Here is a 26,947-nt window from a genome sequence, read left to right as displayed (position 1 = left end):
CCCCTCAGGCCACCAGCTTCATGGCTTCGTCCCAGGCGCGCTGCTTGATCTGCGCCCCCTGGCCGAACCACGCAGCGTCGCGGCGGTGGTCGTTGCTCCTGGCGCGCCGGTGGTGATCGATGTACTCGGTCACGCTGTTGAGCAGGCCCCACGCCGAGCCACGACTGGACGCCATCTGCGCCCCCTGGCCGCCGCCCTCGTACAGCGCCCGCACCGTGGCGACGGCCTGCTCGTTGACCACCGTGGCCTTGGTGTCCGGCCCCTGGTAAGTCAGGACGCGGCGCAACAGGCCTTCGGCAGAATCCGGATCGACCGGACGATCCACCAGCGCCTTCATCCGCGCCACGAAGCCGTCCCACGACGACACGGTGATACCCAGCTGCCGCTTCACTGCCTCCGGGTCAAACGCGCTACGGTGTGGCACCTTGATGGCGCCGTTGGCCTGCCCCAAGGCAATCTGTAGCGTGTTGTTACAGACTACGCGGACGCTGGTGAACTGCGCCGTCGTCGCCAGGGTGCCGTCGCAGGCCGTTGCCAGCAGCAGGTAGCCATCGACCTTGTCCCGGCCCTTCAGCGTGGTGCTCTGGCCGGTGCGCGCCAGCGCCCAGAACTTGCGTCCCTGGCGCAGTACACCGGCCGTTTCCAGCTCAAAGCCGTTGCAGGCCGTCAGGTCGCGGTAGAACTCCAGGATCTCGCCCGGCTGGACGACCTGGAAGCGCTTGCTGACCACCGCCAACGGCGCCTTGGTGTCGGAGCGATACAGCACCTTCTGCTCCGGAAAGGCGTTGATGACGCCCACGTGGTTGTTCCCGCTGATGTAACGGACTTCGGATGCCTCAATCTGCCAGTCCATGCCGGCGTTGACCCTCCAGACCTCGATGGGTTGCTGGGCCTCAAGCTTATTTCCCAGGCCATGCCGGCGTTGACCCTCCAGACCTCGATGGGTTGCTGGGCCTCAAGCTTATTTCCCAGGCCATGCCACGGCTTCTCGCCGGCATAGGCCATCGTTTGGACCAGGTGCATGTGCATTTCCTCTTTGGTGGCGGCATAAACGCCGAAGGCCCGGGGAGTCCCGGGCCTTCGGTGTATGTCGCAGTGGTAGATAGTGGATCAGTCCGGCGTCGTGAGGCCGGTGCTGCAGCGGATAAAGCCCAACAGCAGGGCGACCGTCACGACAAGGACGCAAGTCACGACATCGTTCTTCTCAGGGATCATGCGAGTCCATCCCAGGAGGCGCTTCAGAGCGGAAACACCCAAACGCAAGACGGAATCGCCCCGTCTCATCAGGGTGATGTAGGTCTGAAACTTTTTTCAATCGACCACGCGCGCATATTCCGGTCGAAACCGGCCACCCGAAACGCCCTGAAAACGGCGCCATGATGAGTCCGGCTCGCCGCGGCCCATGTTGCCAGGAGGAGCTGCGCGCACCGGGGCGCTTGCAACACACCACCGATCGGCGATGACGAGCACGCCGACCCGTATGATCACTCTCAGGCCGACTCTGACCGGCAGAGACCACCCGTTTCTGTCCCTCGCGAACGGCCGCTGTTGGGATGGCCAGTGTGTGCAGTCGATGACCTAGCCGCGTGACTTGATCGAAATCAGGTCAAGCTACTAACCCTATCAGCCCGCTCCCGCCCGGCGTACCATTACGGCTCTCAGGAGGGGAAATCAATGACTGAAACAACCGAGGTCTCTGCGGCGGAGACAACTCGCTTCATACCTGACGTTGCATCAGACAGAGATTCCTTTGGCCCCCACGGGAAAGTTGCCTCTGCGATCGCTGAGGTAATTCGAGACAATCGCAACCTAAAAGTCGTTGGGCTTCTCGGGCCTTGGGGAAGCGGAAAATCGACGGTCGTCAACTTGGTGCAAGAGGCACTATCCAAAGACACCAAAGTGGAGACATGTTTTTTCACGTACGACGCTTGGGTTCATCAAAATGATCCACCAAGGAGAGCATTCCTTGACGCTCTCATCCACTTCCTTATCGGCAAGGAACTTCCAACAGAGATAACCGAAAAGCAATGGCGCGATCGATTAGACCGACTCAATAGGCGTGTCGAAGTCACCGATACAACTGTAACGCCGACACTAACGACTTCGGGTCGGGCTATAGTGCTGTCCCTCTTTCTCATTCCCCTTGGAATGCAGCTCATATCAAGGGATTGGTATAAAGCCGCCTTGGCGAAAGGGCACACGGCTGTTGACACGATTGCGTTTTTTGGTGGCCTCTCACTTGTGCTTATGCCCGGAATAATCGCGGCAATCGTCTATTGGTGCTGGAGGCCACACAGACTTCCAGCCTCGCTCGGCTTCTTTAAGGCTGCTAACTGGAGGACGCATAGAACGCCGCACGAGGACGAATCCATTCTTTCGCTCTTCATGAGCCGTCAAGTTCAGAGGAACAGGAATCGCGTCACGCGCGACCCCGACCCTACAACGATAGAGTTTCAAGACTTTTTTCGCGAGGTGATGGAGTCCGTCGCATCGCCCACTCGGCGAATAATTTTGGTAATCGACAATCTTGATAGGCTACCCCACGACGAAGCAATCAGTATGTGGGCGACGATCAGGGGATTCTTCCTTGGCGCCGTTGAGACTCAGCATGTCCGCAAGGCGGTCCAGCAGCCAACCGTCATACTTCCAATCGATGAAGAAGCGATCCGTAGGATGTACGCATCGCTCGACCCCGCGTCAGCTGACAGCCAGTCGCGCTCATTTATGGAGAAGACGTTTGATCTTTGCTTTCGCGTAACCCGCCCTGTTCTCACAGGATGGAATGCCTATCTCAAACAACAGATGTCCTATGTCTTCGGAGAGGAAATGCCGGAGGAATGGCCACATATTACGGGTCGATTCTACGACAGGTTCCTCGCTGCCCAGACTGATACCACCATTACTCCCCGAAGCATCAATACTCTCGTGAACAACATCGTCTTGTGCAGACTACAGTGGCGAGATTCAGAGATACCCTATGCTTCCATTGCTTACTATTGCGTTTTTCGCGGAACCATTGAAGCGAATATTATCCAGGCAATCGCCTCACCAGTGGCCGGCATCGAGGAACTGGACCCTAACTGGCAGAGATCCGTTTCTGCGGTACATTTCGGTGTCAACCCTGAGCTGGCTGAAGAAGTCATACTCGACCAACCTCTGCGAAATGCTATCCAGAGCCACGACAGTAAAAAATTCGATCAGCTTTCAACGGTGCCCAGTTTCAATCTCATTCTGACGCGCATTGTCGAGTGGTTCCGAGACCAATCATCGATAAACCCTGATGCAATCTTGAACACGGTGTCTCTGATGAATGAGCTCGCACCAGAGGATTCACCTGAAATTCGCCACATTTGGAAGACCCTCAGATCTTCGCTGCGGGTTACTAGCCCGTGGGCCACGTTTAGCAACGTCGAATCGGCAGCACTTCTATCCATCCTTCAAAAATGTGATGCGCGAGAGAGGCAATCTTTTGTCGATCTCATAGTCGACCGGACGAGTGCCCTGCCGGCACCCGTGACCTCGAGCCCAGGCTTCGCGGGGGTCTTCTCGAGCTTCTGGTTACAGGCATTTTCAGACATTCAGGCAGACGCATACCTTCCAGAGAAGATTGCGGTACCTGGAGCGGCTGACAACTTCATCGCTGTTGCCGTTGCTTGCAAGTCAGACACGAATCTTTTGAAGCGCCTTAAGAGCTTGGTAACGGAGGAAGACGTTAGAGCTCAGCTTACTAAAGATATCGCTTCACTTACCGACATGGCCACGGAGGAGCGTTTGCGCGCTGTTCTCGCGACCAGTGCGATTTCATCTTGGAGCAGCTTGGCGGAAGCGGCTGCTAAGTTCGTTCGAGAGCGAACTGCTGATGCGGTTGGCATGAGAGTTTCACTCATTTCACTTGGACTGCTACGAAACGTTGAGTCGAGGGCCGCAGATGAGCTTGCGTCTCTTTCGAACTCGGGAGTTCTGTCAGGGCGACTCGATGAAGCATTTAGCCAGAATAATTTTCTTGTGCTACCAATACTTGTGTCCCTGTTCATTCTGACCAAATCGACCCAGGCGCTACCTCAGCCTGGTGGCTGGACTGAATACTTTGCCAAGCAACCCGATCTCCGCGGGGAAATCAATCGTTACATAGATGAGTTTGGTAAGCCTAAATCCTCTCAGGTTACATCTTTTATTGACGCAACATCCGCTAATGCATCGCTGAAATTGCTCGCTCAGCTGCTTTTCTCAGCCCGAGTCCGAGAGGGATCAATCGGCAGACTGCCGATAGAAGACATTTTAGATAGGCTCGACGTTTACTTGGGCCTGCTCGATGCAGATGTGCATAAAGCTTTCATTGAAGGCTTTCCGCGTTACGAAGGTTTCTGGAATAAGTTAAAGGCCCACTCCTTTGATGCCACTGTGTCTCGAATCGTACGCATCTTGATTAAATCTGATGATTCGATCGCGTCTAAGGCGCAGTTGTTTGCTCGTGAAAAATTGAACGACGTGGCGACTGCTACCTGGATTGAAGCGATCTCAGAGAACGGGGAGCCACTTACCATCGCGATAGACCTCTCCGCTGATCTATCCGAAGCACTTGATATATCGTCGCTATTTGACCCTCTATCTGCCACGCTCCCGCAAGTTCTGTCGGTAGCCGATCCTGACTATCGCTCACGATGGTTCACGGGAGTTTCATTCCTTGGTCTCAACGCGAGACATGTGCTCCTTCAGAATATGCGAGACCAGATGAATGCGGGAGTCGCAGTCGCAGATCTTCCGTCGCTTCTTCTGGCAGGCAATGGCGCCCTCCTAGAAGCTGGAGATTTTGAGAGCAAGTCTGACGACTCAGTTCGCCACGTCGTGATACCACTTCTTTCGGTTGACGAAGGCGTAGCCCTGTTGAGTGGCCAGTCCCCGATGTTCAGACAGTGGATTAATCAAAGCTCAGAAACAACGGTAAAATTTCTACGGGAACGCCTCGATGAGGCTTCCGAAAGGTCGCCTGGAATAGCCAGCGCGATCGAAGCTCTTCGCTCGGCTTGGGGCCTGCCCTTGCCACAGAATGGCTCACAGGCCGGCCATGCATCATTGCCAGATGCATAACTAGTCGTCCAAGCGAATGCCGTACCGGCGTCGCTTAAGTCCAGCGTTCGATTCAACCGTGAAAAGCAACCTTCCGGCGGTACTCAGCGATTTTGAATGGCTGCTTTGCGGCATGCATTTACGGTAGCCGACCGGCCGTTGTTGGCCGGCCCCGTGCAGCCATTCGGCCTCTGGGGGATCCGAGTCACCGAAATCATGGAGTTCGAAAGCCCGCCCGGCCTGGAGCTGGCGCCGCGCCACAAACCCGCTGAGATGTGGGGCTCGCACTTCTTTGCAGGTGCCTGAGCGGGTGATCCTCACCCATGCCCCACTGGCGCGCGTCATGGGCGGCGGTGTAGGTCATCGCCTACACACCGCCACTTCCTGCCCCGATATCTCGTAGGACACGGCTGGACAATCTAGATGGGCCCCGCACGCCGCGACCCACCGACAGGAAGTCCGGAGGAACCGACGTGCGGGGCAACTCTTTTGCAGGGATGCCAGCATGATCGCCTACACCCTCAAGCAGGACGATGACGGGCAGTGGAGCATCCGCTGCATGGGCTCGACCTTGGCCAGCGGACTGCCGCTTGAGCCAGCCCGCAGACAGGCATACGAGATGGCCCACGCCGCGCACATGGCTTTGGGGCGACCGACGTGCGTCGAAGTCATCAGCGCCGGCGCCAACCTTCACGTGGCAATCGAAGCGCAGCCGCAACCCGTCTGCCGCTCGGCCACGGCATAGGCGATCGCGCATGGACGAGACCATCAATCTGCGCTCCTCGCTAAGCCGAGCGCACTTGTGCGGCAACTTCAGCTGCAGCGATGAAGAACTCATCGACGCGGTGCGCGCCACGCACAGCACGGAGGTCGGCGTGGTCGGCCTCTACCTCGCGACCCGGTACGCACTGGAATCCTTCGACGTGCCGAATGCGGGCTAACCCCTCTTGGGTCGGTAGATCGGACGGGGTGAAATAGGGGGTGGTGATCTTTTGCCCGTTGTCGTTCAGCGCGCTCCGCGCAACTTTTTGTGCGTGGCATGAGCGTGCCTGCTGAAATGGCCGCTGCGGCGTTCGCCCGTGTGGCGTCGGCCATCCGGAGATAGCCGACGCCATTCAAGCCTCATCCGGCGCCAAGATGCGACCGAGCCCAACCAGCACGACTTCCTCCACCTTCTCCCGGGTGAAGTGCTCGCACCGCTCGCGCCAGTCGTCTTCGTCCCACTCACACGACGCGACCCGGTCGTCATACAGCGCCTCGAACTCCGCCGCCCAGTCCTTCGCAAGGTTGTGGAACTCGTAGCTGTCGTTGGGCCGGAATCGGGCCAGCGCCATGTTCCAGGCGATCTCTACCAACGTCTCGATGACCTTGCCGTGGGCACGAAGCGCGGCGGTGTTCTCGGCCAGCCGTTCGCTGTAGGTGATGATGTGTACCCCGGCCTCCTCAACGGCATGTTTCGTGGAGGGCGTCTCCATCACATCAGCCCGCGGCCCGCCATGCTGACGCACTCAGCGCCCACCACGATGTGGTCCAGAATCCGAACACCAATCAAACGCAAGGCGTCACGGAGCTCGCTGGTGATGGCCCGGTCGGCTGCGCTGGGTTCGGCGATACCACTGGGGTGGTTGTGGGCAAAAATGGCCGCACTGGCATTGACGCTCAGTGCCGCCCGCACGACCTCGCGGGGATAGATGCTGGCGCCATCGACGGTACCGGTGAAGAGCTTTTGGCATGCGAGGATGCGGTGGCGGTTGTCCAGCCACAGGACGTGAAATTCCTCATGCTGCAAAGCGCCCAGTCGCATGCGCAGGAAGTCGGTGGCATCGGTCGGATTGTTGAGACTGCCCTGGCGTTCGAGCCTTCCTTTGAGAATGGCTTCGGCGGCGGCGAGCACGTCTTGCTCCGTCGTCTCGCTGCCGAGCTTGTAGCGGGTGTAGGCCATTGATCGAACAACTTTCATGAGTAGCTCCTTGTGAGCGGCACAAACGCATAGAGCCCGGCCAAAAGGCCGGGCTCTATGCGTGGTGGCGAGGGAAGTTGAGGAAAACGAGGGGATTTGAGCCGGGATGGCTCGATACGACTGACCCGGGTGGAGCTAGGTCAGAGCCGGATCAGCGCGGTTGGCGTCAAAGAAATTGCCGCAGGCGTGGCAACGAAAGCTATCGGGCAGAACTTGGTCAATCGGCGCACCGATGGCCGCTCCGGCGCTACAGCCTGCGGCGCCGCCGAGCAATCCACCGAGGATCGCACTGGCAACGACGTGCATGGGATCACCGCTTTTCGCCTCCGTCATCGCGCTAGAGACCCCCCTGGATTGCGCCAGCGACGCCACCGAGGGCGGCGGCCGTGGTTTGAGCGCGACGGCGCGGTACAACGAACGCAGCATGGCAACGCGGGCAGGCTAGGGTCATGCGAGCGCCAATCCCCGCTGTGCGGAAACGGCGCTGCTGTTGCCTTTGCTTCTGGCCGATAGAAAGCCGATCAGAAACACGATGGCAAACGCCACCAGACATTCGAGCACGGGATAGTGGGAAATCACGAGATATCTCCATGGGGGGTAGCGAAGCTGACGGTGTCAGCCGCTACGCGAGAGCGACCTGCTGCTCTCCATGGGGTGATATGGATTTGAAGTTATTTCCGTTCGCCGTTGCTAAGCCTTCGTTCGGTCATTGATCCTCGCGACGTGTGCCGTGGTAGGGCACTATCATCCGAGTCTTGAGACCCGCCACAGGTATGACGGTCAGAAGGCTGAGGCTGCGAAAATTGGCCCAGAATGTTCCTCAGTCTCGTCGGTATAGGCAGGGTTGAGCTGGCGTCGCCCACCGGCAGGTCTCCAGATTGTCGAGAAATCCAAGGAATCAAAGCACCCGTGATCACAGGCACCATCAAATCCCAAGTCGACCAAATCTGGAACGCATTCTGGAGCGGCGGTATCTCCAACCCGATGGAGGTCATCGAGCAGATGACTTACCTGCTCTTCATCAAGCGGCTGGATGAGATGCAGACGGTCAAGGAGAAGAAGGCCAACCGCCTCAAGCAGCCGGTGGAGAACCCCATCTTCAACACCCGCCAGCAGAAGCTGCGCTGGTCGAACTTCAAGGATCTGGGCGACCCGGGTCTGCTGTACCACATCGTGTCGGAGGAGGCGTTCCCGTTCATCAAGAAGCTCGGCGGGCACGAGGGCGACTCCACGTACGCCACCCACATGAAGGATGCCCGCTTCACCATCCCCTCGCCGGCGCTGCTGGCCAAGGTGGTCGACCTGCTCGATGCCATCCCGATGGAGGATCGCGATACCAAGGGCGACCTGTACGAATACATGCTGGGCAAGATCGCCAGCGCGGGGCAGAACGGCCAGTTCCGCACGCCGCGCCACATCATCAAGCTGATGGTGGACATGATGGCGCCCAAGCCGTCGGACACCATCTGCGACCCCGCCTGCGGCACCGCGGGCTTCCTGGTGGCAGCCAGCGAATACCTCAACACCCATCACCGCGACGACATCTACGCGGACAAGAAGTCCACCCGGCGCTTCAACCACGACACCTTCCACGGCTTCGACTTCGACAGCACCATGCTGCGCGTCGGCTCGATGAACATGCTGCTGCACGGCGTGGAAGACCCGGCCATCGAGAACCGCGATGCCCTGAGCGAAGGCCATGCCGGTGTCGAAGGGCAGTTTAGCCTGATCCTGGCCAACCCACCGTTCGCTGGCAGCCTCGATTACGAGAGCACGGCCAAGGACCTGCAGGCGATCGTCAAGACCAAGAAGACCGAGCTGCTGTTCGTCGCCCTGTTCTTGCGCCTGCTCAAGGCCGGTGGCCGCGCGGCGGTGATCGTGCCGGACGGCGTACTCTTCGGCTCCAGCAAGGCGCACAAGGAGCTACGCCGGATGCTGGTGGAGGATCACAAGCTGGACGGCATCGTCTCCATGCCCTCGGGCGTGTTCCGCCCCTATGCCGGCGTATCTACCGCGATCCTGCTGTTCACCAAGACCAACTCCGGCGGCACAAACGATGTTTGGTTCTACGACATGCAGGCGGACGGCTACTCGCTGGACGACAAGCGCAACCCGCTGGATGCGGAGAAGCACGCCAGCAACAACCTGCCGGACATCCTCACGCGCTGGCAGCACCGCGGCAAGGAGCGCAAGCGAGCCCGCACCGAGCAGAGCTTTCTGGTGCCCAAGGCCGAAATCGTCGGCAACGAGTATGACCTGTCGATCAATCGCTACAAGCAGGTGGTGTACGAGGACGTGCAGCACGTCTCGCCGAAGAAGATTCTGGCCGAGCTGAAGACGTTGGAGGCGGAGATCATGCGGGGGATGGTGGAGCTTGAGGGGATGATCGGTGCCTAATCTTTCCGAGGTTGCCGAAATCAATCCGCGACTCGATCGTTCCCTCATCGATGACATGAGCGAATCAGTCTCTTTTGTTCCGATGGCTAACGTTTCCGAATTACTCGGTGCCATCACCTCGGAAGAGGATCGAAAGATCTCTGACGTCATCAAAGGGTTTACGACGTTTCAGGACCGCGATGTTCTTGTGGCAAAGATCACTCCATGTTTCGAGAACGGAAAGATCGCACACGCACGTATAGGGAGACGATTGGGATTCGGCTCAACAGAGTTTCATGTCGTTCGGCCGAAAGCATCAAGACTTAATGACAGGTATCTCTATCACTTTCTCCGGCAGCCTGTGGTCAGGGAGGATGGCGAGCGTCGCATGACAGGAAGTGCCGGGCAAAAGCGTGTACCGAAGGCATTTCTCGAAGCGCTGGAGATTCCGCTGCCGCCGCTTGCCGAGCAACGTCGCATCGCGGCGATTCTGGACAAGGCCGACGCGCTGCGCGCCAAGCGCCGCGAAGCCATCACCAAGCTCGATCAGCTGCTGCAGTCCGTGTTCCTAGAAATGTTCGGTGACCCTGAGACAAATCCGAAGCGTTGGCCAATTGGCGTGATTGGCGACCTGCTGGAGTCTGTGAAGTACGGGTCTTCTGAGAAAGCAGCTTTGGAGGGTGATGTACCGATTCTTCGAATGAACAACCTCACGTATGCTGGCGAGATTGACCTGACCCATCTCAAGTACATCAGCGAAGAGAAGGCTGAAGAAAAGCATCAGGTGCGCTCTGGTGACATTTTGTTCAATCGAACCAATAGCAAGGAGCTCGTCGGGAAGACTGCTGTGTATGCGGGACCCACACCAATGGCTTACGCAGGATATTTGGTTAGGGGTCGCACCCGGCGAGGTCAGTCGCCTGAGTACATCTCCGGTTTCTTGAACTCCTCTTACGGGAAAACGACTTTGCAAGGAATGTGCAAAAGCATCGTTGGAATGGCCAATATCAATGCCCGTGAGTTCGCAGCAATAGCGATACCCCTGCCGCCTAGCGATTTGCAGAAGACGTTCCAGTCGCAAGTCTCGTGCATCCGTAGCCGACGTGACATGCTGAAGCGTCAGTCCGACCTTTTTGGTCATCTCTTCGCTTCACTGCAGCATCGAGCCTTCGCAGGGACGCTCTAACCCATGACCAACTTCCAGTTTCTCCTCCCCGAGTTCAAACCGCTCTACGAGCCGGCCAAGGGCGCGGAGCAACTGGTCCATTCCGATCCACGCGCCTGCTGCATGCGCACCCGCCATGCGCTGGAGCAGGCGGTGCACTGGCTGTACGAGTACGACACCAGCCTGCGTATGCCGTACGACACCGGCCTCAACGTACTGCTGACGGACAGGGATTTCGAGCGGCTCCCTCCGCCGCCCGTGCTGCAGAAGATGCGGCTAATCCAGCGTTTCGGCAACCAGGCAGTGCATGCCGGCCAACCGATCGGCTATCTGGATGCGTTGCGGCTGGTGCGCGAGCTGTTCCACGTGCTTTTCTGGCTGGCGCGCAGCTACACCCGTGCCAGCGACCCCAAGTCTCTGGAAGCGACTTTCGACGAGAAGCTCATCCCGAAGCTGGTGCGCGCCGATGAAGCGATCGCGCTGACCCGCGACGAGCTGAAGAAGCAGGAGGCGAGCTTCCAGCAGCAGATCGCCGCCCAGCACGCCACGCTGGAGGCGCGCGAGGCGGCAATCGCCGAGCAGGCCGCCACCCTGGCCGAGCGCGAGGCGATGCTGGCCGAGATGGATGCCAAACTGGCGGCCGTCCGCGCCGAGCTGGCCGAGGCCAAGGCCGCCAATATCGCGGTGCCAGATACGCACGATTACGACGAGGCGGACACGCGCCGATTCTTTATCGATGTGATGCTCCGCGAGGCTGGCTGGGAGGTGGGCGGCAACGCGGCCATCGAGGTGCCGGTGACCGGGATGCCCAATACCAAGGGCGAGGGCTTTGTCGACTATGTGCTGTGGGGGAAGGATGGATTGCCGCTCGCCGTGGTCGAGGCCAAGCGCACCCTGAAGGACCCGGACGTGGGCCAGCAGCAGGCCAAGCTGTACGCCGACTGCCTGGAAGCAGAGAAGGGCCGGCGCCCGCTGATCTTCTACAGCAACGGCAACCACACCTGGCTGTGGGACGACCGCCGCGCGCCGCCGCGCGAGGTGCAGGGCTTCTACTCCCGCGACGAACTGGAACTGACGATCCAGCGCCGCAGCCTGCAGGCAAACCCGCGAACGGTGGCGATCAACCACGCCATCGTCGAGCGCCCGTATCAGCACCGTGCCATCCGCGCGATGGTCGAGGCGCTGGCTGAAGGCCGCCGTGCCGGCCTGCTGACCATGGCCACCGGCAGCGGCAAGACGCGCACCGCGATCGCGCTGGTGGAGCTGCTGATGCGCGCCAACTGGGTCAAGCGCGTGCTGTTTCTGGCCGACCGGGTGGCACTGGTGAACCAGGCCACCGGCGCGTTCAAGGAGCACCTGCCGGATTCCAGCCCGGTGAACCTGGTGACCGAAAAGCACGGCCACGGGCGCGTGTACCTGTCTACCTACCCAACCATGATGGGTCTGATCGACCAGATGGAGGGCGACCAGCGCCAGTACGGCGTAGGCCACTTCGACCTGATCATCATCGACGAGGCACACCGCAGCGTGTACCAGAAGTACGGCGCGATCTTCCGCTACTTCGACAGCTACCTGTTTGGCCTGACCGCCACGCCGCGCGATGAGGTGGATCGCGACACCTATCACCTGTTCGGTCTGGAAACCGGTGTGCCCACCGATGCCTATTCGCTGGATGAAGCGATTTCCGATCGCTACCTGGTGCCACCCAAGTCGCACTCCGTACCGATCAAGTTCGTCCGCGAAGGTATTCGCTACGCCGACCTGACCGACGAGGAGAAGGAGCACTGGGAGTCGCTGGACTGGGGCGACAACGCGGGCAAAGGCGAGGAAGCCACGGCACCGACCGAGGTGCATGCCTCCGCGGTCAACAAGCAGTTGTTCAACGAGCACACCGTCGACCTGATGCTCAGGCACCTGATGGAGAACGGCCTGAAGGTGGACGGCGGCGACACGCTGGGCAAGACGATCATCTTTGCGGTCAACCAGAAACATGCCGAGTTCATCGCCCGACGTTTCAACCACCACTACCCCCATTACAAGGGTGAGTTCGCCCGCACGATCACCCATGCGGTGAATTACGCGCAGAGCCTGATCGACGACTTCAGCAGCAAGCAGGACAAGCTGCCGCAGATCGCCATCTCAGTGGACATGCTGGACACCGGCATCGACGTGCCGCAGGTGTTGAACCTGGTGTTCTTCAAGGCAGTGCGCTCGAAGGTGAAGTTTCTGCAGATGATCGGCCGCGGCACCCGGCTGTGCCCGGATCTGTTCGCGCCGGGCCAGGACAAGGAAGAGTTCGCCATCTTCGACTTCTGCGCCAACTTCGAATTCTTCAACGAGAACCCGCGTGGCGCGCTGGGTGGCATGGCCGAGCCGTTGGGCAAGCGCCTGTTCAAGGCGCGGCTGGATCTGTTGTCGCTGCTGCCGGATGGCACAGCCCCCGACCCTCACCCCCAGTCCGAAAGCCCCGAGACCTATGACAAGCTGTTCTTCCTGCGCAAGGAGCTGACCGATGAACTGCACGGTGAAGTGGCGGCGATGAACCTGGACAACTTCATCGTGCGCACGGAGCGCGAGCATGTGGCCCGCTTCGTGGAGCGCGAGCAGTGGGAGGGACTAGACGACTCGGCACTGGGGGACCTGCGCGCCCACGTGGCCGGCTTGCCCAGCGAGCGCGAGCCCGAGCACATCACCGCCAAGCTGTTCGACCTGATCTGCCTGAATCTCCAGCTGGCGCTGGTTCGCTCCACCGCTGATTTCGTGGGATACCGCGACAAGATCATCGACCTGGCCAGCGAGCTGGAAACCAAGGACACCATTCCCGCCGTGCGCGCCGAACTGGCTTTGATCCAGGACGTGCAGAGCGAAGAATTCTGGAAGGACATCACCCTGCCGCTGATCGAGCAGGTACGGCGCCATCTGCGCGGACTGATCCAGTTCATCGAGCGCCAGTCGATCAAGCCTGTCTACAGCATGCTGACCGACGAGATCGGCGAGGCGAAGGAAGTCACCCTCAAGGACTTCAGCACCGGCATCAACCTCGCCCAGTACCGCAAGAAGGTCGAGGCGTACATCCGCGCTAATGAAAACCACGTCGCGATCGCCAAGCTCAAGCACAACAGGCCGCTGACGCCGACCGACCTGAACGAGCTGGAGCGCTTCGTCTACGAATCCGAACCGGTGGAAAGCCGCGACCGCTTCGAGCAGGTTTTCGGCAACGACAAGCCGCTGACAGTGTTCATCCGCTCACTGGTGGGCCTGGACCGCAATGCCGCCAAGGAAGCGTTCGGCCAGTTCCTGGACGAGAAGCGCTACACCAGCCAGCAGATCCGCTTTATCGAGATGATCATCGACCGGCTGACCCGGTCGGGCGTGATGGACGCCGGGCAGCTGTACGACCCACCATTCACCAGCCTGCATCACGAGGGGCTGGACGGGGTGTTCGGGGACAGCGATGCCGAGGCCATAATTACTGCGCTTCGGGACATCAGTCTCAAGGCTGCTGCCTAGCGTGGATTCCCGCAATCGCGGCACGCCATGAGCGGCAGCCATTGCCAATGTCGTCGTCGCGGAAGCGCGTGGGGCTATTCCATCTGACTGATCTTGGCAGCTTGCTCGACAGGTTAGCCGGTAAGTGACGGTCAACTAAGTATTCGCGGATCCTAGTCCTGGCGACCAGTGTGGTCGTACCCGCTGCGGGTGCCAGAGATGTGAGCGGCTGCCGACGCATCAAAAATCATCACTTTTTCCGCAGCCATGGCTTATCGCGTTTCGAAAGACTCTCTCCTTGCGGAAGGCTCACTACTCGCATTTCGATGTCATCAACTGGTGCCGTGGTTTCTACTGGCCGAGCTTTCGCCGGGACGACAGACGCCTTTTGGACCTCTTTGCTAATCAGCCATGGCTTATGGCGCTGAGACAATTTCTCCCCGCCTAGAAAGCTCGTTCGTTCGCCAACGCCATCAGCTGTTGGCTGCACTGCAAAGGATTGAGCATCCGCCAACGCAGCAATCAACTTCTGTTCCTTTATGCCTTTTGATGCGAGCTCATTGCGGCCGGCCTTGAGCTGATCCAAGTAGTCAGCCCAGCCCTGCATGACATCTCGGCGCTTTTCACGGAACTTGACGCGCGCATAGGCAGCTTCGACCTCGTCCTTCGGGGCATGTGCCAGCTGGGCCTCAAGCACATCCACATCAATGCCGAGACGCTCGCGGCCAAGTGTCCGCAGTGATGCCCGGAAGCCATGGGTGGTGTGCTCGCCCTGAAAGCCCATCTCGCGCAAGGCCTTGCTCAAGGCATCTCGACTGAGGTGTGCCGATTTTTGGCGGGATTGAGGAGGAAAGACGTATTCACTGCCTATGTTCCGCTCGCGCATCTCACCCAAAACGGCAAGGGCCTGATTAGGCAGCGATGTGCTGTAGTCCTGCCCCGTCTTCATGCGATTTGTTCCGTCGGGATTCTTCCCCGGGACACGCCATTCGCCCGCCTCCAAGTCGATCTCAGCCCATCGAGCGCTGGCCACGACGCCCGAGCGCATCGCGGTTAGGGAAGCCAAGACCAGCGCGGCGCGCACAACACGGTTTTCATGGGAATCGATGGCCCGCATGATATCACCCAGCTTGCTGGCGTCGTCGGTGACCGCCGGCATATGGCCGCTGCGATGGGTCGGCAGAATGCGATCCAGTCGCAGCCGGCTGTCGTCGGGGCGTAGGCCTTCGTTGATGGCATGCTCCACGATGCTGGCCATGTACTGCCGTGCCTTCCGGGCAAGCTGAGGCGTTTCCCTGGCCATCTCGACCAGCAGAGGGCGGACATCCTTTGTCTCCATCGTGCGAACGTCCAGGTCGCCGATCTTGGGAACGAGATAGGACTCCACTACCAAACGGGCTTTGCGGTAAGTCTCCAACGCCCAAGTGGCACGTTTTTCCGCCATCCATCGCCCCGACACAGCACACAATGTCACGTGCTCCATGACAGATCGCTGTTGCGCTACAGCCTCCTGCTCGGCTCCGACGGCTGCCCTCGCCTCCTGCTGAGCTTTCCGGATACCCGCTGTGATCTTTCCCTGCTTGGCTGCGCGCTGTATCTCGATCGCCGTGATGCGGGCCTGGCTCAAAGACATCTCGGGGTAGTGCCCAATCGTCGCAGGGGCGGCCCTGGAGCCATCCGGGAGGCGGTAGCGCACGCGCCAAGACTTCAGGCCACCTGGCCTCACCCAAAGCACCAGCCCGTTGCCATCGGACATGGAGTAAGGAGTGTCGACCGGTTTGGCCCGACGAACCTGGAGCTCTGTCAGTGAGACGGCAAGGCGGGGCATGGCTTGGGACCTACTTGGGTACAAACAGTACGATTTGTACCCAACTATATACCCAAAACTCTCGGACAACCTCGGACAGGATCGGACGACCTCGGAAGGTCCGGGCACAAAAAACCCCGCAAATCGCGGGGTTATCTGTAATTCTGATCCATCACAAACAGTTCAGGATCTATCATTGGTGCCCAAGAGGGGACTCGAACCCCTACGACTTGCGTCGCTACCACCTCAAGGTAGTGCGTCTACCAGTTCCGCCACCTGGGCAGGTGTGTTGCTCAGTGCTTGGTCTGCGGCTTCGGTGCCGCCGGCACCTCGCCCTGACTCTTGGTCGGGGCGGGAGTCGCCGCCGGCGATGTAGCTGCCGGTACGACCGTGCTGGGTGCCGCGGCAGGTACTTCCGAACCAGCCGGTACGGCAGGTGCAGCAGCAGGCTTGTTGGCAACCGCGGCCATCACGCCAAGATCGTTGGCATTGTTGTGTGGCGCGCCATTGCCGTGCAGGTAAATCCCCATGCCGAGACTCAGCACGAAGAACAAGGCAGCGAGGACGCCGGTGGCGCGAGTGAGGAACGTGGCCGAGCCACGCGCACCGAACACCGTAGCCGAAGCGCCGCCACCAAAGCCTGAGCCGGCGTCCGCGCCTGCGCCGTTCTGCAGCAGGATCAGCACGATCATCGCCGCAGCGATCAGAATGTAAAACACGCTGAAAATGACGAACATAAGGTTTCTATTGAGCCTGTAGCGCCTGATGCGCCGCGGCGCAGATTCCAAGGAAGTCGGATGCGGTCAGGGAGGCACCGCCGATCAATCCTCCGTCCACATCCGCCTGCGCGAACAATTCCGCGGCATTGGCCGCCTTGACGCTGCCGCCGTAAAGCAGTCGGGTCAGACGGGCAATCATAGCATCTTCTTTTTCCAGTTGGCTACGAATGAAGGCATGCACCTGCTGCGCCTGCTCCGGGCTGGCGGTGCGGCCGGTACCGATGGCCCATATCGGTTCGTAAGCAATGACGGCCGTATCGAAACTGGCGATGCCATTGAGCGTCAGCACCGCCTGCAACTGGCGCGCAATGACCGTCTCGGTCTCGCCGGCTTCACGCTGTTCCAGCGTCTCGCCCACACACAGGATCGGGGTCAGGCCACCGGCACGCGCCGCCGCGAACTTGCGCGCGACCAACTCATCGCTCTCCCCATGATATTGGCGACGTTCCGAATGACCGGCCAGAACCCACTGCGCGCCGACATCCGCCAGCATGGCGGCCGACACCTCGCCGGTGTACGCACCCTGCCCTTCGTGCTCGCTGACATCCTGCGCGCCGAAGCCCAACCCGGTTTCGGCATGCAGCCCGGCCAACTCGGCGAGGTACGGAAACGGCGGGAATACGGCCATATCGATGCCGTCCAGTCCGGCCGCAACGATGTCGTTCACCAGGGCCGTGGCCATGGAACGGCTGCCATGCATTTTCCAGTTGCCTGCGACGAATTTCTTGCGCATGGTCTGCTTCCGCTGCGATCAAACCGCAAGCTTACCGACGGGCCGATGTCTCGGCAAACCGCTGGCGCGATCGGGCAACCCGGTCGAGAATGAGAGCCCGCCATCCGGAGTGAATCATGACGTCTCCCCGCCCACTCAGCCTGGTCACCGGCGCCTCGTCCGGCATCGGTGCCGAATTCGCGCGGCAACTCGCTGCAGGCGGCCATGACCTGGTGCTGACCGCCCGCCGAGCCGACCGGATGGAAACTCTCGCCACCGAATTGCGTGAACGCTACGCGACACACGTAACCGTGCTGCCACACGACCTTGCTGATCCGGCCGCGCCACAAATGCTTTGCGATACGCTGGAACAGCGGGGCCTGCAGGTGGACTGGCTGATCAACAATGCCGGCTATGGAGTCCCCGGCACCCTCGATGCGAATGACTGGACGACCCATGCGGATTCCCTGCAGGTATTGCTGATCGCTCCGACGGAGCTCGCGTGGCGACTGCTGCCCGGCATGCGCGAACGTGGCCACGGCCGCATCATCAACGTGTCATCGCTCGCCGGACACGTGCCCGGCCCGGCGGGGCATACCTTGTACGCCGCCACCAAGGCCTACCTGATCAAGTTTTCGCAATCGCTCGCGCTGGAGAACCAGTCCGCTGGCGTGAATGTCTGCGCGCTGTGCCCTGGTTTCACTGGTCGGAATTCCACGACGTCACCGGCACCCGCGACAAGATGAACAAACTGCCCGGCTTCATGTGGCTGAGCGCGCAAGAGGTGGTGCGCCATGGCATAGCGGCGGTGGAACGAGGTGTATCGGTGTACATCCCCGGCCGGGTCAATCGACTCATCAAGACCATCGTGCAGTTGATGCCGGACCGGTTGGCCATGTGGCTCTCCGCGCGCGAATCGAAGCGTTACCGCAATACCAGCACATAGGCGCGGATTCGCATTGCGGCATCGGCTGCTGCTTCCCGTCCACTCATCATTCCCGGCATCCATCAGCATGTCCCTGTTTCCGACCCAGATGCGCCCACTGCCCTATCGCAAACCCGTCGAAGGGCGCGATTACTGGGTGGTGGACGACGCCTTGCCGAACGCCGATGAAGTACGCGCCCGTTGTCTGGCCAAGACCGACTGGGAGTTCGGCTATCCCTACACCGGCGAGGTCTGGCCTGGCATGCGGGCAGTGCCTGCCCTGCTGGACGACGAACTGGCGGCACTGGATGCGAAAGTCTGCCGACTGACCGGCGCGAAAAAAGTGTGGGTCGAACAGACCGAAGCGGGCATCCGGCTCAATCACAACTGCGTGCAGGTAGTCGGATCCCTCGAAGGCGCAGCCAAGCCACATACCGATTCGACGAATCTGTGCCGTTACGCTGCCGTGTTGTATCTCAACCCGGACGTGCCCGAGCAATGCGGCACCAGTTTCTTTCGCCAGCGCATGCCCGGTGGTCAGCTCGGCGGCAACATCGTGATGCCACCGCACCGCAACCTGGCCGAAGCGCTGGGCAACCGGTTCGTGCAGCCGAATGCATTTGTCGAGGACGTGCGTGTGGCGCACCGCTTCAACCGGTTGCTCATCTACAAGGCCAACCTGATCCACAGTGCCAGCGCGTACTGGGGACAGGAAATGGCGGCCAAGCGGATGACCGCCGTGTTTTTCTGGATGGCTTGATCGGTGCTCGGGATTCGCCAGCTCTTCCGATTCCCGAACCCCCATTCCCGATTCCCGGCTAAATCAGCTTGATTTCGCGCAGGCGCTGCAGCAGGTATTCATGCGAGCTGATCGAGGTGTCGTAGCGGCGCGGATTGTCCGGCGTGATGCACGAGTCGAGCGGGTCGAGCATCACGTCCGGGTTCGGATGCAGGAAGAACGGCACCGAATAGCGCGGCTTGCGCGCGTTCTCGTTCTGCGGATTGACCACACGGTGCGAAGTCGACGGATACACATGGTTGCTCAGCCGCTGCAACATGTCGCCGATGTTCACCACGATCGCGTCGCCCTCGGTGGTGATCGGCAACCACTCACCATCGCTCAGCACTTCCAGACCTTCGGCGCTGGCGCCGACGAGGAGCGTGATGAAGTTGATGTCTTCATGCGCACCGGCGCGCACGTTGGGAATGTTCTCTTGCGCAATCGGCGGATAGTGGATGGGCCGCAGGATCGAATTGCCGACGTCGGTCTTGTCCTCGAAGAAGTTTTCCGGCTGATCGATATGCAGTGCCAGCGCGCGCAACACGCGGGTGCCGAGCTGATCCAGCGCTTCATACAAGCCGTAGCCGTACTGCTTGAAATCCGGCACTTCCTCCGGCCACAGATTCGGCGGCATCACGTCGGCGAACTTCGAGTCGCGCGGAATCTCCCGGCCGATATGCCAGAACTCCTTCAGGTCGGCGTATTGGCTGTCCTTGGCGGTCTCCACCTTGAACGGCGTGTAGCCGCGCGCACCGCCACTGCCGGCGACGTGGTACTTCATCTTGGTGTCGGTCGGCAGCGCGAAGAAGCGCTGGAACACGTCGTAGGAGCCGTCGATCAGCTCGCGCGAAATGCCATGGCCGCTGATGCAGCAGAAACCGAATTCGCGGTAAGCGGCGCCGATCTCGGCGACGAAGGCATCGCGATCGGTGTCGTAGCGGCGGATGTCGAGGGTGGGAACATTCTTCATGGCTGCAGTTCACTGGGTTTGGGGCGGGACACGTCGGGCCAATCCATGGCGACCCAGTACTGCTACAGGTTCACGAGCGTTCGGCTGCGGATCTTACAATCCCGGCGAGCTTCTCTGCCAACTGCTGCACTTCCGCCGCGTCTGCACCCTCGATGGTGACGCGCACCAGCGGCTCGGTGCCCGAAGCGCGCAGCACCACCCTGCCGCGGCCGTGCAGGACCTGCTCGACTTCGGCCAACGCCTGTTGCACCTCGCTGCCGGCCAGCGCCTCGCGGGCGCCATCGGCACGCACATTGAGCATGACCTGCGGCAATTTCCTCAAACCCTGGCGCGCCGAAACCAGATCCTCGCCGGAGCGCGCGAGTGCCTCCAGCACGGCCAGCGCGGCGACGATGCCGTCGCCGGTGGTGGCACGGTCCAGGCACAGGATGTGGCCGGAGGTTTCGCCGCCCAGCACGCCGCCGTGCTGCTTCAGTTGCTGCATCACATAACGATCGCCCACGTTGGCACGGAGCAGCGGCACCCCGAACTCGGCCAGCGCCTGCTGCAGTCCGTAGTTGCTCATCAAGGTGCCGACCACCGGGCCCTTGAGCATCCCGCGCGCATGCAGGCTGCGCGCCAGTATGTAGAGGATGTCGTCGCCGTCGGCCAACACGCCATGCCGGTCCGCCAGCACCAGCCGGTCGCCGTCGCCGTCGAACGCCATGCCCATGTCCGCGCCATGCGCCAGTACCGCCTGCTGCAAAGCCTGCGGGTGGGTCGAGCCGACCTCGCGATTGATATTGAATCCGTCCGGCTTGTCGCCGATCGCGATCACCTCGGCACCCAGTTCGGCGAATACCTTCGGTGCCACCTGGTAGGTCGCGCCGTGTGCACAGTCGAGCACCAGCTTGAGCCCGTGCAGGCTGAAATCCTTCGCCACCGTGGACTTGCAGTATTCCGCATACCTGGCCACCGCATCGTCGATCCGGCGGGCCTTGCCGAGACGCTCGGACGGCACCGTGACGAACGCGCCGTCGACCTCCTGCTCGATCGCAAGCTCGACCTCGTCGGACAGCTTCTCGCCAATGGCGGAGAAAAACTTGATGCCGTTGTCGTTGTGCGGATTGTGCGAGGCGCTGATCACGATGCCGGCCTGCGCGCGCATCGAACGGGTCAGGAACGCCACCGCCGGCGTCGGCATCGGACCGAGCAGGCCCACGTCGACGCCCGCAGCGACCAGACCGGCCTCCAGCGCCGCCTCGAACATGTAGCCGGAAACCCGCGTGTCCTTGCCGATCAGCACCTTCGGCCGTTCCCTGCTGTCGCGTGCCAGCACACTGCCGACCGCACGTCCCAGGCGCAGCATGAAGTCGGCACTGATCGGCCATTCGCCGACCGTGCCGCGGATACCGTCGGTGCCAAAATACCTGCGTTCGTTCATCGTCTATTGCGTTCCGGAAAGGGGATGTTCCTGCCGCGAGCCAGCGCCGATGCAACCTCGTCAATCGTCGTCCGGCCAGCGCACTGCGCCTGGCTTTTTGTCGTTCCGCTGGGGCACGTCGTCGACCGCGTGCACCGCCCGCCACACGGCGAGCGCGTCCACCGTCGCCGCCACATCGTGGACGCGCACCATGCGTGCACCGCGCTGAACCGCAATCAACGCAGCCGCCGCAGAACCGGCCGCACGATCGGCCGGTGCGGCGCGGCCGGTCAATGTGCCGATCATCGACTTGCGCGACAGCCCGACATACACGCCGCTGCCCAGATTGCCAAAGCGTTCCAGCGCGCACAGCAGCGCCAGGTTGTGCTCCAGTGTCTTGCCGAAGCCGAAGCCGGGATCGACCATCACCTTGCGCCGATCGATGCCGGCCAACTCGCACGCGAACAACCGGTCCGTCAGGAATCGGTGCACTTCGCCGACCACGTCGTCGTACGTCGGCTCGGCCTGCATGCTGCGCGGCTCGCCCTGCATGTGCATCAGGCACACCGGCACGCCCAGTTCGGCAACCGTGTCCATCGCACCTTCACGGCGCAAGCCATGGACGTCGTTGATCATGCCGGCGCCAGCCGCCACCGCCGCGCGCATCACCTCGGGCTTGGAGGTGTCGATCGCGATCGGCAGCGAGGTGCGCGCAATCAGCCGTTCGATCACCGGCAACACGCGATGAAGCTCCTCCTCGACGGATACCTCGGCAGCGCCCGGACGGGTGGATTCGCCGCCGACGTCGAGCATGTCGGCGCCCTCCTCCGCCATCCGCATGCCGTGCGCCACGGCGGCTTCGACATCCTCGCAGGCGCCTCCGTCCGAGAACGAATCGGGCGTGACGTTGAGAATGCCGACGACCCGTGCACGATCCAGTCGCAGCGGCCGCCCGGAGCAATCCAGCACCGGTGCAAAAAGATCCATCGACATGCGCATCACCTCACTAGTATTCGATCGCCTGAGGGCTCAAGCCTCGACCTGTCCACCCAGCTCGCCCATGTGCCGGCGGTAATGGCGCAGCTCCGCGATCGAATCGCGAATGTCCGACAAAGCGGTGTGCGCCGACTCCTTGCCGACGCCGCGGGCAATCTCCGGGGCCCAGCGCCGGGCCAGCTCCTTCAGCGTGGAGACGTCCAGGTTGCGATAGTGGAAATAGCGCTCCAGCCGCGGCATCTGCCGGTACATGAAGCGGCGATCCTGGCAGATCGAATTGCCGCACATCGGCGACTTGCCCGGCGGCACCCACGCGCGCAGGAAGTCGACGGTGGCCTGCTCGGCCATGGCATGATCGGTCTGCGAAATCAGCACCTGCCGCCACAGTCCCGACTTGTGGTGCTGGTTGGTATTCCAGCTGTCCATCGACTCCAGCCGATCGATCTCGTGGCGTATCGCGAATACCGGTCCGTCGGCAAGCACATTGAGGTTCTTGTCGGTGACCACCGTCGCGATCTCCAGGATGGAATCGTTGTCGGTGTCGAGGCCGGTCATCTCCAGATCGATCCAGATCAGGTTGTCTTCGTGGGCTTGGCTCATGGGCTCTCCTTGTGGGCGGAGTTTATCAGCCTTGCCGGCCGGCTCATGCCAGTCCGGCTTTTGGGCGTGCGATCATCACGCCATGCAGACATTTTTCTGGCACGACTACGAAACCCTGGGCGCCGACCCCCGCCGCGACCGGGCGGTGCAGTTCGCCGGCATCCGCACCACCCTGGAACTGGAGATCATCGGCGAGCCGGTGATGTTCTACGGCAAGCCGCCGCAGGAAATGCCGCCGCATCCCGATGCCTGCATGATCACCGGGATCACCCCTCAGCTGGCCCAGCGCGAGGGTATCGATGAAGCCGAGTTCGCCGCCCGCGTGCACGAGCAATTGGCCGCACCCGGCACCTGCGGCGTCGGCTACAACTCGCTGCGTTTCGACGACGAGTTCACCCGGCAGATGCTGTACCGCAATTTCTACGAGCCGTACGGGCGCGAGTGGGAAAACGGCAACTCGCGCTGGGACCTCATCGACCTCGTGCGCATGTGCCAGGCGCTGCGTCCGGAAGGCATCGTCTGGCCGACCCGCGACGACGGCTCGCCCAGCTTCAAGCTGGAGCACCTGGCCAGCGCCAACCAGCTCAAGCAGGAGCGTGCCCACGATGCGCTGTCGGACGTGTATGCGCTGATCGACCTGGCCCGGCTGATCCGTGTGCGCCAGCCACGGCTGTGGGACTGGTACTACGCATTGCGGCGCAAGCAGAAGGTGTTCGAATTGCTCGACGTGGTGAACATGACGCCGCTGGTGCATGTGTCGTCGCGCTACCCGGCCAGCCGCCATTGCCTCGCCGTGATCGCGCCGCTGGCAGCGCACCCCAGCCGCACCGGCGAAATCATCGTTTACGACCTCGACACCGATCCCGCCGAATGGCTGGCGCTGGACGAGGACGAGATCGCCGATCGCATCTTCACCGCACGCGCCGACCTGCCCGAGGGCGTCGCGCGCATTCCCCTGCGCACCGTGCGGGCGAATCACGCGCCCGCACTGGCGCCGCTGTCGGTACTGCAAGGCGTCGATCTCGGGCGGCTGCAACTGGACCTCGATCGCAGCCAGGCCCATCGCGACACCCTGCATGCGATGGATGGCCTCGCCGAGAAAGTGCGCCGCGTCTTCCAGCGTGCCGCCGAACTGCCGCCGCCGGAAGATCCCGAACTGGCGCTCTACGGCGGCGGTTTCCTGCCCGACGCCGACAAGCGCCTGCTGGCGCAGGTGCGCGCCACGCCGCCGGCACAACTGGGCATACGGGCGTTCCCGTTCCGCGACCCGCGCTATCCCGAGTTGCTGTTCCGCTATCGCGCGCGCAACTGGCCCGAAACGCTGGATGCCGACGAACGCACGCGCTGGGAAAACTTCCGCCGGACGCGACTGACCCGGCACACGCCCCTGACCGGCCTCACCCTCGACGACTATTTCGCCCGCCTGGGCGAACTGCGCCACGACCCGCAAGCGCAGGACAAACTGCCCCTGCTCGACCAATTGCAGGCCTGGGGCGAGCAACTCGCCGCCAGCATCGATTCACTCTGACCGACCCACGACCCGCCATGCCCAAGAGCTACTTCACTCCCGCCACCTTCCGCTTCCTGCGCGCGCTGGATCGCAACAACAGCCGCGACTGGTTCCATGCGCACAAGGACGACTACGAACGCCACGTGCGCGAACCGTTCCTCGAACTGATCACCGACCTGCAGGCACCGCTGGCGAAGATCAGCCCGCACTACCGCGCCGACCCGCGCAAGAACGGCGGCTCGCTGTTCCGCATCTTTCGCGACACGCGCTTCTCCAACAACAAGCTTCCGTACAAGCCCTGGCAGGGCTCGCGCTTCTTCCACGAACGCCGTCACGAGATCCCCGCACCGTCGTTCTACATGCACATCCAGCCCGGCGACTGCTTCGCCGGTGGCGGCATGTGGCACCCCGAATCGGATGCGCTCAAACGCATCCGCGACTTCATCGTCGACAACCCGGCGGCCTGGAAAAAGGCGACGCAGAGCAAGTCGTTCCGCGAGCACCTCGCGTTCTGGGGCGAGTCGCTGAGCCGGCCACCGCGCGGATTCGACGCCGCGCACGAGTTGATCGACGATCTCAAGCGCAAGGACTTCGCGGTCGGCGAAAATTTCGACGAGGCGCTGGCCTGCTCGGATGAACTGCTGCCGTGGACCGTGGCGACGTTCAAGCGCGCCGCGCCGCTGGTCGATTACCTGTGCGCGGCACAGGAACTGGAGTTCTAGCCGGCCGACAACGTCGTCTGTTCGACCCGCCGTGCGGCCAGCGACCAGGCCGCAACAGCGATCCCGATCAACGCGGCGAACGCCACGTAATGCGCCGGTGCCAGCACGCCGAAGCGCTTCACCAGCAACCCGATCAACGGTGGCGTGATGCCGCCGAACAATGCGTAGGCGATGTTGTACGAGAACGACAAGCCCGAGAAACGCACCGCCGGCGGAAACGCCACCACCATCAACGCCGGCACCACGCCGACCACGCCGACGGCAAATCCGGCCAACGCATACAGCACCAGGAAATGCGCCGCGCCGGCGCGCAGGTCGAAGTACAGCGCATAGCTGCACGCCAGCAGCCCGACCGCGCCGAACAGCAGCGCGCGCGCAAAGCCGATCCGGTCGGCCAGCCAGCCGTAGCCCAGGCAACCCAGTGCCAGTGCGAACGAAGCCAGGTTGTTGCCGAGGAAGGCCCGCGCCGGCGCGATGTGGAACACCGACTGCACCAGCGACGGCGTCATCAGGATGATCACCAGGATCGCCGCGGTAAGCATCCAGGTCACCAGCATCGACAGCAGCACGCTGGGCAGGTGTCGCTCGAACACGAGCCGCAACGGCAAACCGCTGGCCAGCTCCTTGCGCGCATGCATCGCCTCGAACACCGGCGTCTCGCTGAGCCAGCGGCGCAGCCACACCGCGAGGAACCCGAACAAGCCGCCGGCCAGGAACGGCAGTCGCCAGCCCCAGTCGAGCACCGCCGCCGGCGTCATCCCACGGTTGATCGCCGCCGCCACCAGCGAACCGATCACGATACCGACCGTGAGCCCGGAAGTGAGGCTGGCGCAGGCAAACCCCACCCGCCGCGCCGGCACGTGTTCGGCCACGAACACCCATGCGCCCGGCACCTCGCCGCCCACCGCGATGCCCTGCACCACCCGCAGCAGCAACAACAGCAACGGCGCCAGCATGCCGATCTGCGCATACACCGGCAGCAGGCCGATGGCCAGAGTCGGTACCGCCATCAGAAAAACGCTGAGCGTGAACATCTTCTTGCGCCCGCGCTTGTCGCCGTAATGCGCCATCACCACGCCGCCCAGCGGACGCGCCAGGTAACCCGCCGCGAAAATGCCGAACACCTGCAACTGGGCCAGCCAGGGCGCAGTATCCGGCGGAAAGAACAGATGGCTCAGCGGGATCGCGAAGAACACGAACACCACGAAGTCGTAGAACTCCAGCGCGCCACCGAGCGCCGCGAGGGTCAGCGTGCGTATGTCACGGCGACCGAGTGCCCGGTCAGGCTTGATATCGTGGTGCAACGCGGGGCTACTCTCGATCATCGATCGGTTCCTGTTGGCCGGCACGGCCGCCGCGGCAACATACCTCAAAAGCCGGGTTACTCATCAGTCCGGCGCCGACAGGCACGAATGGTTTCCGATTTGCCAGCCTTCAGCGGGACCGCGGCGCTGTGCGAGATGGTGATGGCCGGCTTTTTCATCTTCATCATCATGGGCGCGACGCAAAAGAGCGCACCCATGGGTTTCGCCTGCGTCGCGATTGGCCTGGCGCCGTTCCAGGGCGACTGGCCATGCACCAGTCGTGTTCCTTCCGGGTGATGCCGATCACGGGCGGCCTCATCGGCGGGCTGATTTGCCGCTATCGGTGGAGCGACCAGGCGACGCTGCCGGAAATCAGGGGCGA

Annotated in this window: 23 protein-coding genes, 1 tRNA gene and 1 pseudogene; 11 read left to right on the top strand and 14 right to left on the bottom strand. The window is 61.8% G+C overall.

Annotation, left to right across the window (positions count from 1 at the left end; all coding sequences use genetic code 11):
* Window positions 1–4 precede the first annotated feature (4 nt).
* On the bottom strand, window positions 5–880 hold the full coding sequence (locus CIW53_RS16480) for a DUF932 domain-containing protein (protein ID WP_242451957.1): 876 nt from the start codon (window positions 878–880) through the stop codon (window positions 5–7).
* 794 nt (window positions 881–1,674) lie between these two features.
* Between CIW53_RS16480 and CIW53_RS16475 the strand changes: the two genes are divergently transcribed.
* The 3 genes from CIW53_RS16475 to CIW53_RS16465 all read left to right on the top strand — a co-directional run bounded on the left by CIW53_RS16475 (window position 1,675) and on the right by CIW53_RS16465 (window position 6,008).
* Entirely contained in the window at window positions 1,675–5,088 is a 3,414-nt protein-coding gene (locus tag CIW53_RS16475; RefSeq protein WP_149365807.1) for a P-loop NTPase fold protein, read from the top strand.
* Window positions 5,089–5,572: 484 nt separating this feature from the next.
* Entirely contained in the window at window positions 5,573–5,812 is a 240-nt protein-coding gene (locus tag CIW53_RS16470) for a hypothetical protein (RefSeq protein WP_149365806.1), read from the top strand.
* Window positions 5,813–5,822: 10 nt separating this feature from the next.
* Complete coding sequence (locus tag CIW53_RS16465) at window positions 5,823–6,008, top strand: hypothetical protein (RefSeq protein ID WP_149365805.1); 186 nt, start codon at window positions 5,823–5,825, stop codon at window positions 6,006–6,008.
* Between the two features lie 174 nt (window positions 6,009–6,182).
* Here the strand turns inward: CIW53_RS16465 and CIW53_RS16460 are convergent, their stop codons facing one another.
* From CIW53_RS16460 to CIW53_RS18105, 4 genes are all read right to left on the bottom strand, one after another.
* Window positions 6,183–6,542, bottom strand: a complete 360-nt coding sequence (locus CIW53_RS16460) for a hypothetical protein (protein WP_149365804.1) — start codon at window positions 6,540–6,542, stop codon at window positions 6,183–6,185.
* Complete coding sequence (locus CIW53_RS16455; protein WP_149365803.1) at window positions 6,542–7,027, bottom strand: JAB domain-containing protein; 486 nt, start codon at window positions 7,025–7,027, stop codon at window positions 6,542–6,544. The genes CIW53_RS16460 and CIW53_RS16455 overlap by 1 nt, the downstream gene beginning before the upstream one ends.
* 135 nt (window positions 7,028–7,162) lie before the next feature.
* Window positions 7,163–7,453, bottom strand: coding sequence for a hypothetical protein (locus tag CIW53_RS16450; RefSeq protein WP_149365802.1), 291 nt, complete (start codon window positions 7,451–7,453; stop codon window positions 7,163–7,165).
* 21 nt (window positions 7,454–7,474) lie between these two features.
* Complete coding sequence (locus CIW53_RS18105; protein WP_277949644.1) at window positions 7,475–7,606, bottom strand: hypothetical protein; 132 nt, start codon at window positions 7,604–7,606, stop codon at window positions 7,475–7,477.
* Between the two features lie 330 nt (window positions 7,607–7,936).
* Here CIW53_RS18105 and CIW53_RS16445 point away from each other — a divergent pair, with 330 nt between their 5' ends.
* The 3 genes from CIW53_RS16445 to CIW53_RS16435 are packed head-to-tail and all read left to right on the top strand — an operon-like array spanning window position 7,937 to window position 14,078.
* Entirely contained in the window at window positions 7,937–9,424 is a 1,488-nt protein-coding gene (locus CIW53_RS16445; RefSeq protein WP_149365801.1) for a class I SAM-dependent DNA methyltransferase, read from the top strand.
* The gene (locus CIW53_RS16440) at window positions 9,417–10,589 is read left to right on the top strand and encodes a restriction endonuclease subunit S (RefSeq protein WP_197736686.1); all 1,173 of its coding nucleotides are present in this window, start codon (window positions 9,417–9,419) and stop codon (window positions 10,587–10,589) included. Before CIW53_RS16445 ends, CIW53_RS16440 begins: the two co-directional genes overlap by 8 nt.
* A gap of 3 nt (window positions 10,590–10,592) precedes the next feature.
* Window positions 10,593–14,078 (top strand): DEAD/DEAH box helicase family protein, encoded by a 3,486-nt coding sequence (locus tag CIW53_RS16435; protein WP_149365800.1) that lies wholly within the window; start codon window positions 10,593–10,595, stop codon window positions 14,076–14,078.
* Window positions 14,079–14,307: 229 nt separating this feature from the next.
* On the opposite strand, the gene CIW53_RS16430 is transcribed toward CIW53_RS16435, so the two are convergent.
* The 4 genes from CIW53_RS16430 to tpiA form a co-directional block, all read right to left on the bottom strand.
* A complete protein-coding gene (locus tag CIW53_RS16430) occupies window positions 14,308–15,885 on the bottom strand; it encodes an integrase arm-type DNA-binding domain-containing protein (RefSeq protein WP_149365799.1) in 1,578 nt (525 codons plus the stop codon).
* A 176-nt stretch (window positions 15,886–16,061) separates the two neighbouring features.
* Window positions 16,062–16,146: transfer RNA gene (locus CIW53_RS16425), tRNA-Leu, on the bottom strand.
* Between the two features lie 11 nt (window positions 16,147–16,157).
* Window positions 16,158–16,601 carry a preprotein translocase subunit SecG gene (gene secG / locus CIW53_RS16420; RefSeq protein WP_149365798.1) on the bottom strand — a complete coding sequence of 148 codons (444 nt, stop codon included), beginning with the start codon at window positions 16,599–16,601 and terminating at the stop codon, window positions 16,158–16,160.
* A 7-nt stretch (window positions 16,602–16,608) separates the two neighbouring features.
* Window positions 16,609–17,376, bottom strand: coding sequence for a triose-phosphate isomerase (gene tpiA / locus CIW53_RS16415; RefSeq protein WP_149365797.1), 768 nt, complete (start codon window positions 17,374–17,376; stop codon window positions 16,609–16,611).
* Between the two features lie 116 nt (window positions 17,377–17,492).
* On the opposite strand from tpiA, the pseudogene CIW53_RS16410 reads away from it, so the two are divergent.
* Window positions 17,493–18,301, top strand: a pseudogene (locus tag CIW53_RS16410) (SDR family oxidoreductase).
* A gap of 67 nt (window positions 18,302–18,368) precedes the next feature.
* On the top strand, window positions 18,369–19,040 hold the full coding sequence (locus CIW53_RS16405; RefSeq protein ID WP_149365796.1) for a DUF6445 family protein: 672 nt from the start codon (window positions 18,369–18,371) through the stop codon (window positions 19,038–19,040).
* Window positions 19,041–19,098: 58 nt separating this feature from the next.
* Here CIW53_RS16405 and CIW53_RS16400 read toward each other — a convergent pair whose 3' ends face one another.
* The 4 genes from CIW53_RS16400 to orn form a co-directional block, all read right to left on the bottom strand.
* Window positions 19,099–20,031, bottom strand: coding sequence for a 2-oxoglutarate and iron-dependent oxygenase domain-containing protein (locus CIW53_RS16400; RefSeq protein ID WP_149365795.1), 933 nt, complete (start codon window positions 20,029–20,031; stop codon window positions 19,099–19,101).
* Between the two features lie 70 nt (window positions 20,032–20,101).
* Window positions 20,102–21,454 carry a phosphoglucosamine mutase gene (gene glmM, locus CIW53_RS16395; protein ID WP_149365794.1) on the bottom strand — a complete coding sequence of 451 codons (1,353 nt, stop codon included), beginning with the start codon at window positions 21,452–21,454 and terminating at the stop codon, window positions 20,102–20,104.
* 60 nt (window positions 21,455–21,514) lie between these two features.
* Entirely contained in the window at window positions 21,515–22,420 is a 906-nt protein-coding gene (gene folP, locus CIW53_RS16390; protein ID WP_172969713.1) for a dihydropteroate synthase, read from the bottom strand.
* Between the two features lie 42 nt (window positions 22,421–22,462).
* Window positions 22,463–23,029: an oligoribonuclease gene (orn, locus tag CIW53_RS16385; protein ID WP_149365792.1), complete on the bottom strand. Its 567-nt coding sequence runs from the start codon at window positions 23,027–23,029 to the stop codon at window positions 22,463–22,465.
* Between the two features lie 82 nt (window positions 23,030–23,111).
* Between orn and sbcB the strand changes: the two genes are divergently transcribed.
* Entirely contained in the window at window positions 23,112–24,557 is a 1,446-nt protein-coding gene (sbcB, locus tag CIW53_RS16380; RefSeq protein ID WP_149365791.1) for an exodeoxyribonuclease I, read from the top strand.
* 17 nt (window positions 24,558–24,574) lie between these two features.
* On the top strand, window positions 24,575–25,261 hold the full coding sequence (locus tag CIW53_RS16375; RefSeq protein WP_149365790.1) for a DUF2461 domain-containing protein: 687 nt from the start codon (window positions 24,575–24,577) through the stop codon (window positions 25,259–25,261).
* Here the strand turns inward: CIW53_RS16375 and CIW53_RS16370 are convergent.
* Entirely contained in the window at window positions 25,258–26,586 is a 1,329-nt protein-coding gene (locus tag CIW53_RS16370) for an MFS transporter (RefSeq protein WP_149365789.1), read from the bottom strand. The two genes, CIW53_RS16375 and CIW53_RS16370, sit on opposite strands and share 4 nt — an antisense overlap.
* A gap of 141 nt (window positions 26,587–26,727) precedes the next feature.
* On the opposite strand from CIW53_RS16370, the gene CIW53_RS18100 reads away from it, so the two are divergent.
* Window positions 26,728–26,862 carry a hypothetical protein gene (locus CIW53_RS18100; RefSeq protein WP_277949643.1) on the top strand — a complete coding sequence of 45 codons (135 nt, stop codon included), beginning with the start codon at window positions 26,728–26,730 and terminating at the stop codon, window positions 26,860–26,862.
* Window positions 26,863–26,947: the final 85 nt, after the last annotated feature.

This window comes from Rhodanobacter sp. T12-5, from assembly GCF_008329435.1.
GTDB lineage: Bacteria > Pseudomonadota > Gammaproteobacteria > Xanthomonadales > Rhodanobacteraceae > Rhodanobacter.
The sequence above is the reverse complement of the archived record's forward strand: the minus strand, read 5'-3'. Positions and strand labels throughout refer to the sequence as shown.

Excerpts from the sequence above, each read along its gene's own strand:
- CIW53_RS16475 (WP_149365807.1), top strand. The coding sequence starts at position 1,675 with ATGACTGAAACAACCGAGGTCTCTGCGGCGGAGACAACTCGCTTCATA.
- CIW53_RS16470 (WP_149365806.1), top strand. The coding sequence starts at position 5,573 with ATGATCGCCTACACCCTCAAGCAGGACGATGACGGGCAGTGGAGCATC.
- CIW53_RS16465 (WP_149365805.1), top strand. The coding sequence starts at position 5,823 with ATGGACGAGACCATCAATCTGCGCTCCTCGCTAAGCCGAGCGCACTTG.
- CIW53_RS16460 (WP_149365804.1), bottom strand. The coding sequence starts at position 6,542 with ATGGAGACGCCCTCCACGAAACATGCCGTTGAGGAGGCCGGGGTACAC.
- CIW53_RS16455 (WP_149365803.1), bottom strand. The coding sequence starts at position 7,027 with ATGAAAGTTGTTCGATCAATGGCCTACACCCGCTACAAGCTCGGCAGC.
- CIW53_RS16450 (WP_149365802.1), bottom strand. The coding sequence starts at position 7,453 with ATGCTGCGTTCGTTGTACCGCGCCGTCGCGCTCAAACCACGGCCGCCG.
- CIW53_RS16435 (WP_149365800.1), top strand. The coding sequence starts at position 10,593 with ATGACCAACTTCCAGTTTCTCCTCCCCGAGTTCAAACCGCTCTACGAG.
- CIW53_RS16430 (WP_149365799.1), bottom strand. The coding sequence starts at position 15,885 with ATGCCCCGCCTTGCCGTCTCACTGACAGAGCTCCAGGTTCGTCGGGCC.
- secG (WP_149365798.1), bottom strand. The coding sequence starts at position 16,601 with ATGTTCGTCATTTTCAGCGTGTTTTACATTCTGATCGCTGCGGCGATG.
- tpiA (WP_149365797.1), bottom strand. The coding sequence starts at position 17,376 with ATGCGCAAGAAATTCGTCGCAGGCAACTGGAAAATGCATGGCAGCCGT.
- CIW53_RS16405 (WP_149365796.1), top strand. The coding sequence starts at position 18,369 with ATGTCCCTGTTTCCGACCCAGATGCGCCCACTGCCCTATCGCAAACCC.
- CIW53_RS16400 (WP_149365795.1), bottom strand. The coding sequence starts at position 20,031 with ATGAAGAATGTTCCCACCCTCGACATCCGCCGCTACGACACCGATCGC.
- glmM (WP_149365794.1), bottom strand. The coding sequence starts at position 21,454 with ATGAACGAACGCAGGTATTTTGGCACCGACGGTATCCGCGGCACGGTC.
- folP (WP_172969713.1), bottom strand. The coding sequence starts at position 22,420 with ATGGATCTTTTTGCACCGGTGCTGGATTGCTCCGGGCGGCCGCTGCGA.
- orn (WP_149365792.1), bottom strand. The coding sequence starts at position 23,029 with ATGAGCCAAGCCCACGAAGACAACCTGATCTGGATCGATCTGGAGATG.
- sbcB (WP_149365791.1), top strand. The coding sequence starts at position 23,112 with ATGCAGACATTTTTCTGGCACGACTACGAAACCCTGGGCGCCGACCCC.
- CIW53_RS16375 (WP_149365790.1), top strand. The coding sequence starts at position 24,575 with ATGCCCAAGAGCTACTTCACTCCCGCCACCTTCCGCTTCCTGCGCGCG.
- CIW53_RS16370 (WP_149365789.1), bottom strand. The coding sequence starts at position 26,586 with ATGATCGAGAGTAGCCCCGCGTTGCACCACGATATCAAGCCTGACCGG.
- CIW53_RS18100 (WP_277949643.1), top strand. The coding sequence starts at position 26,728 with ATGGCCGGCTTTTTCATCTTCATCATCATGGGCGCGACGCAAAAGAGC.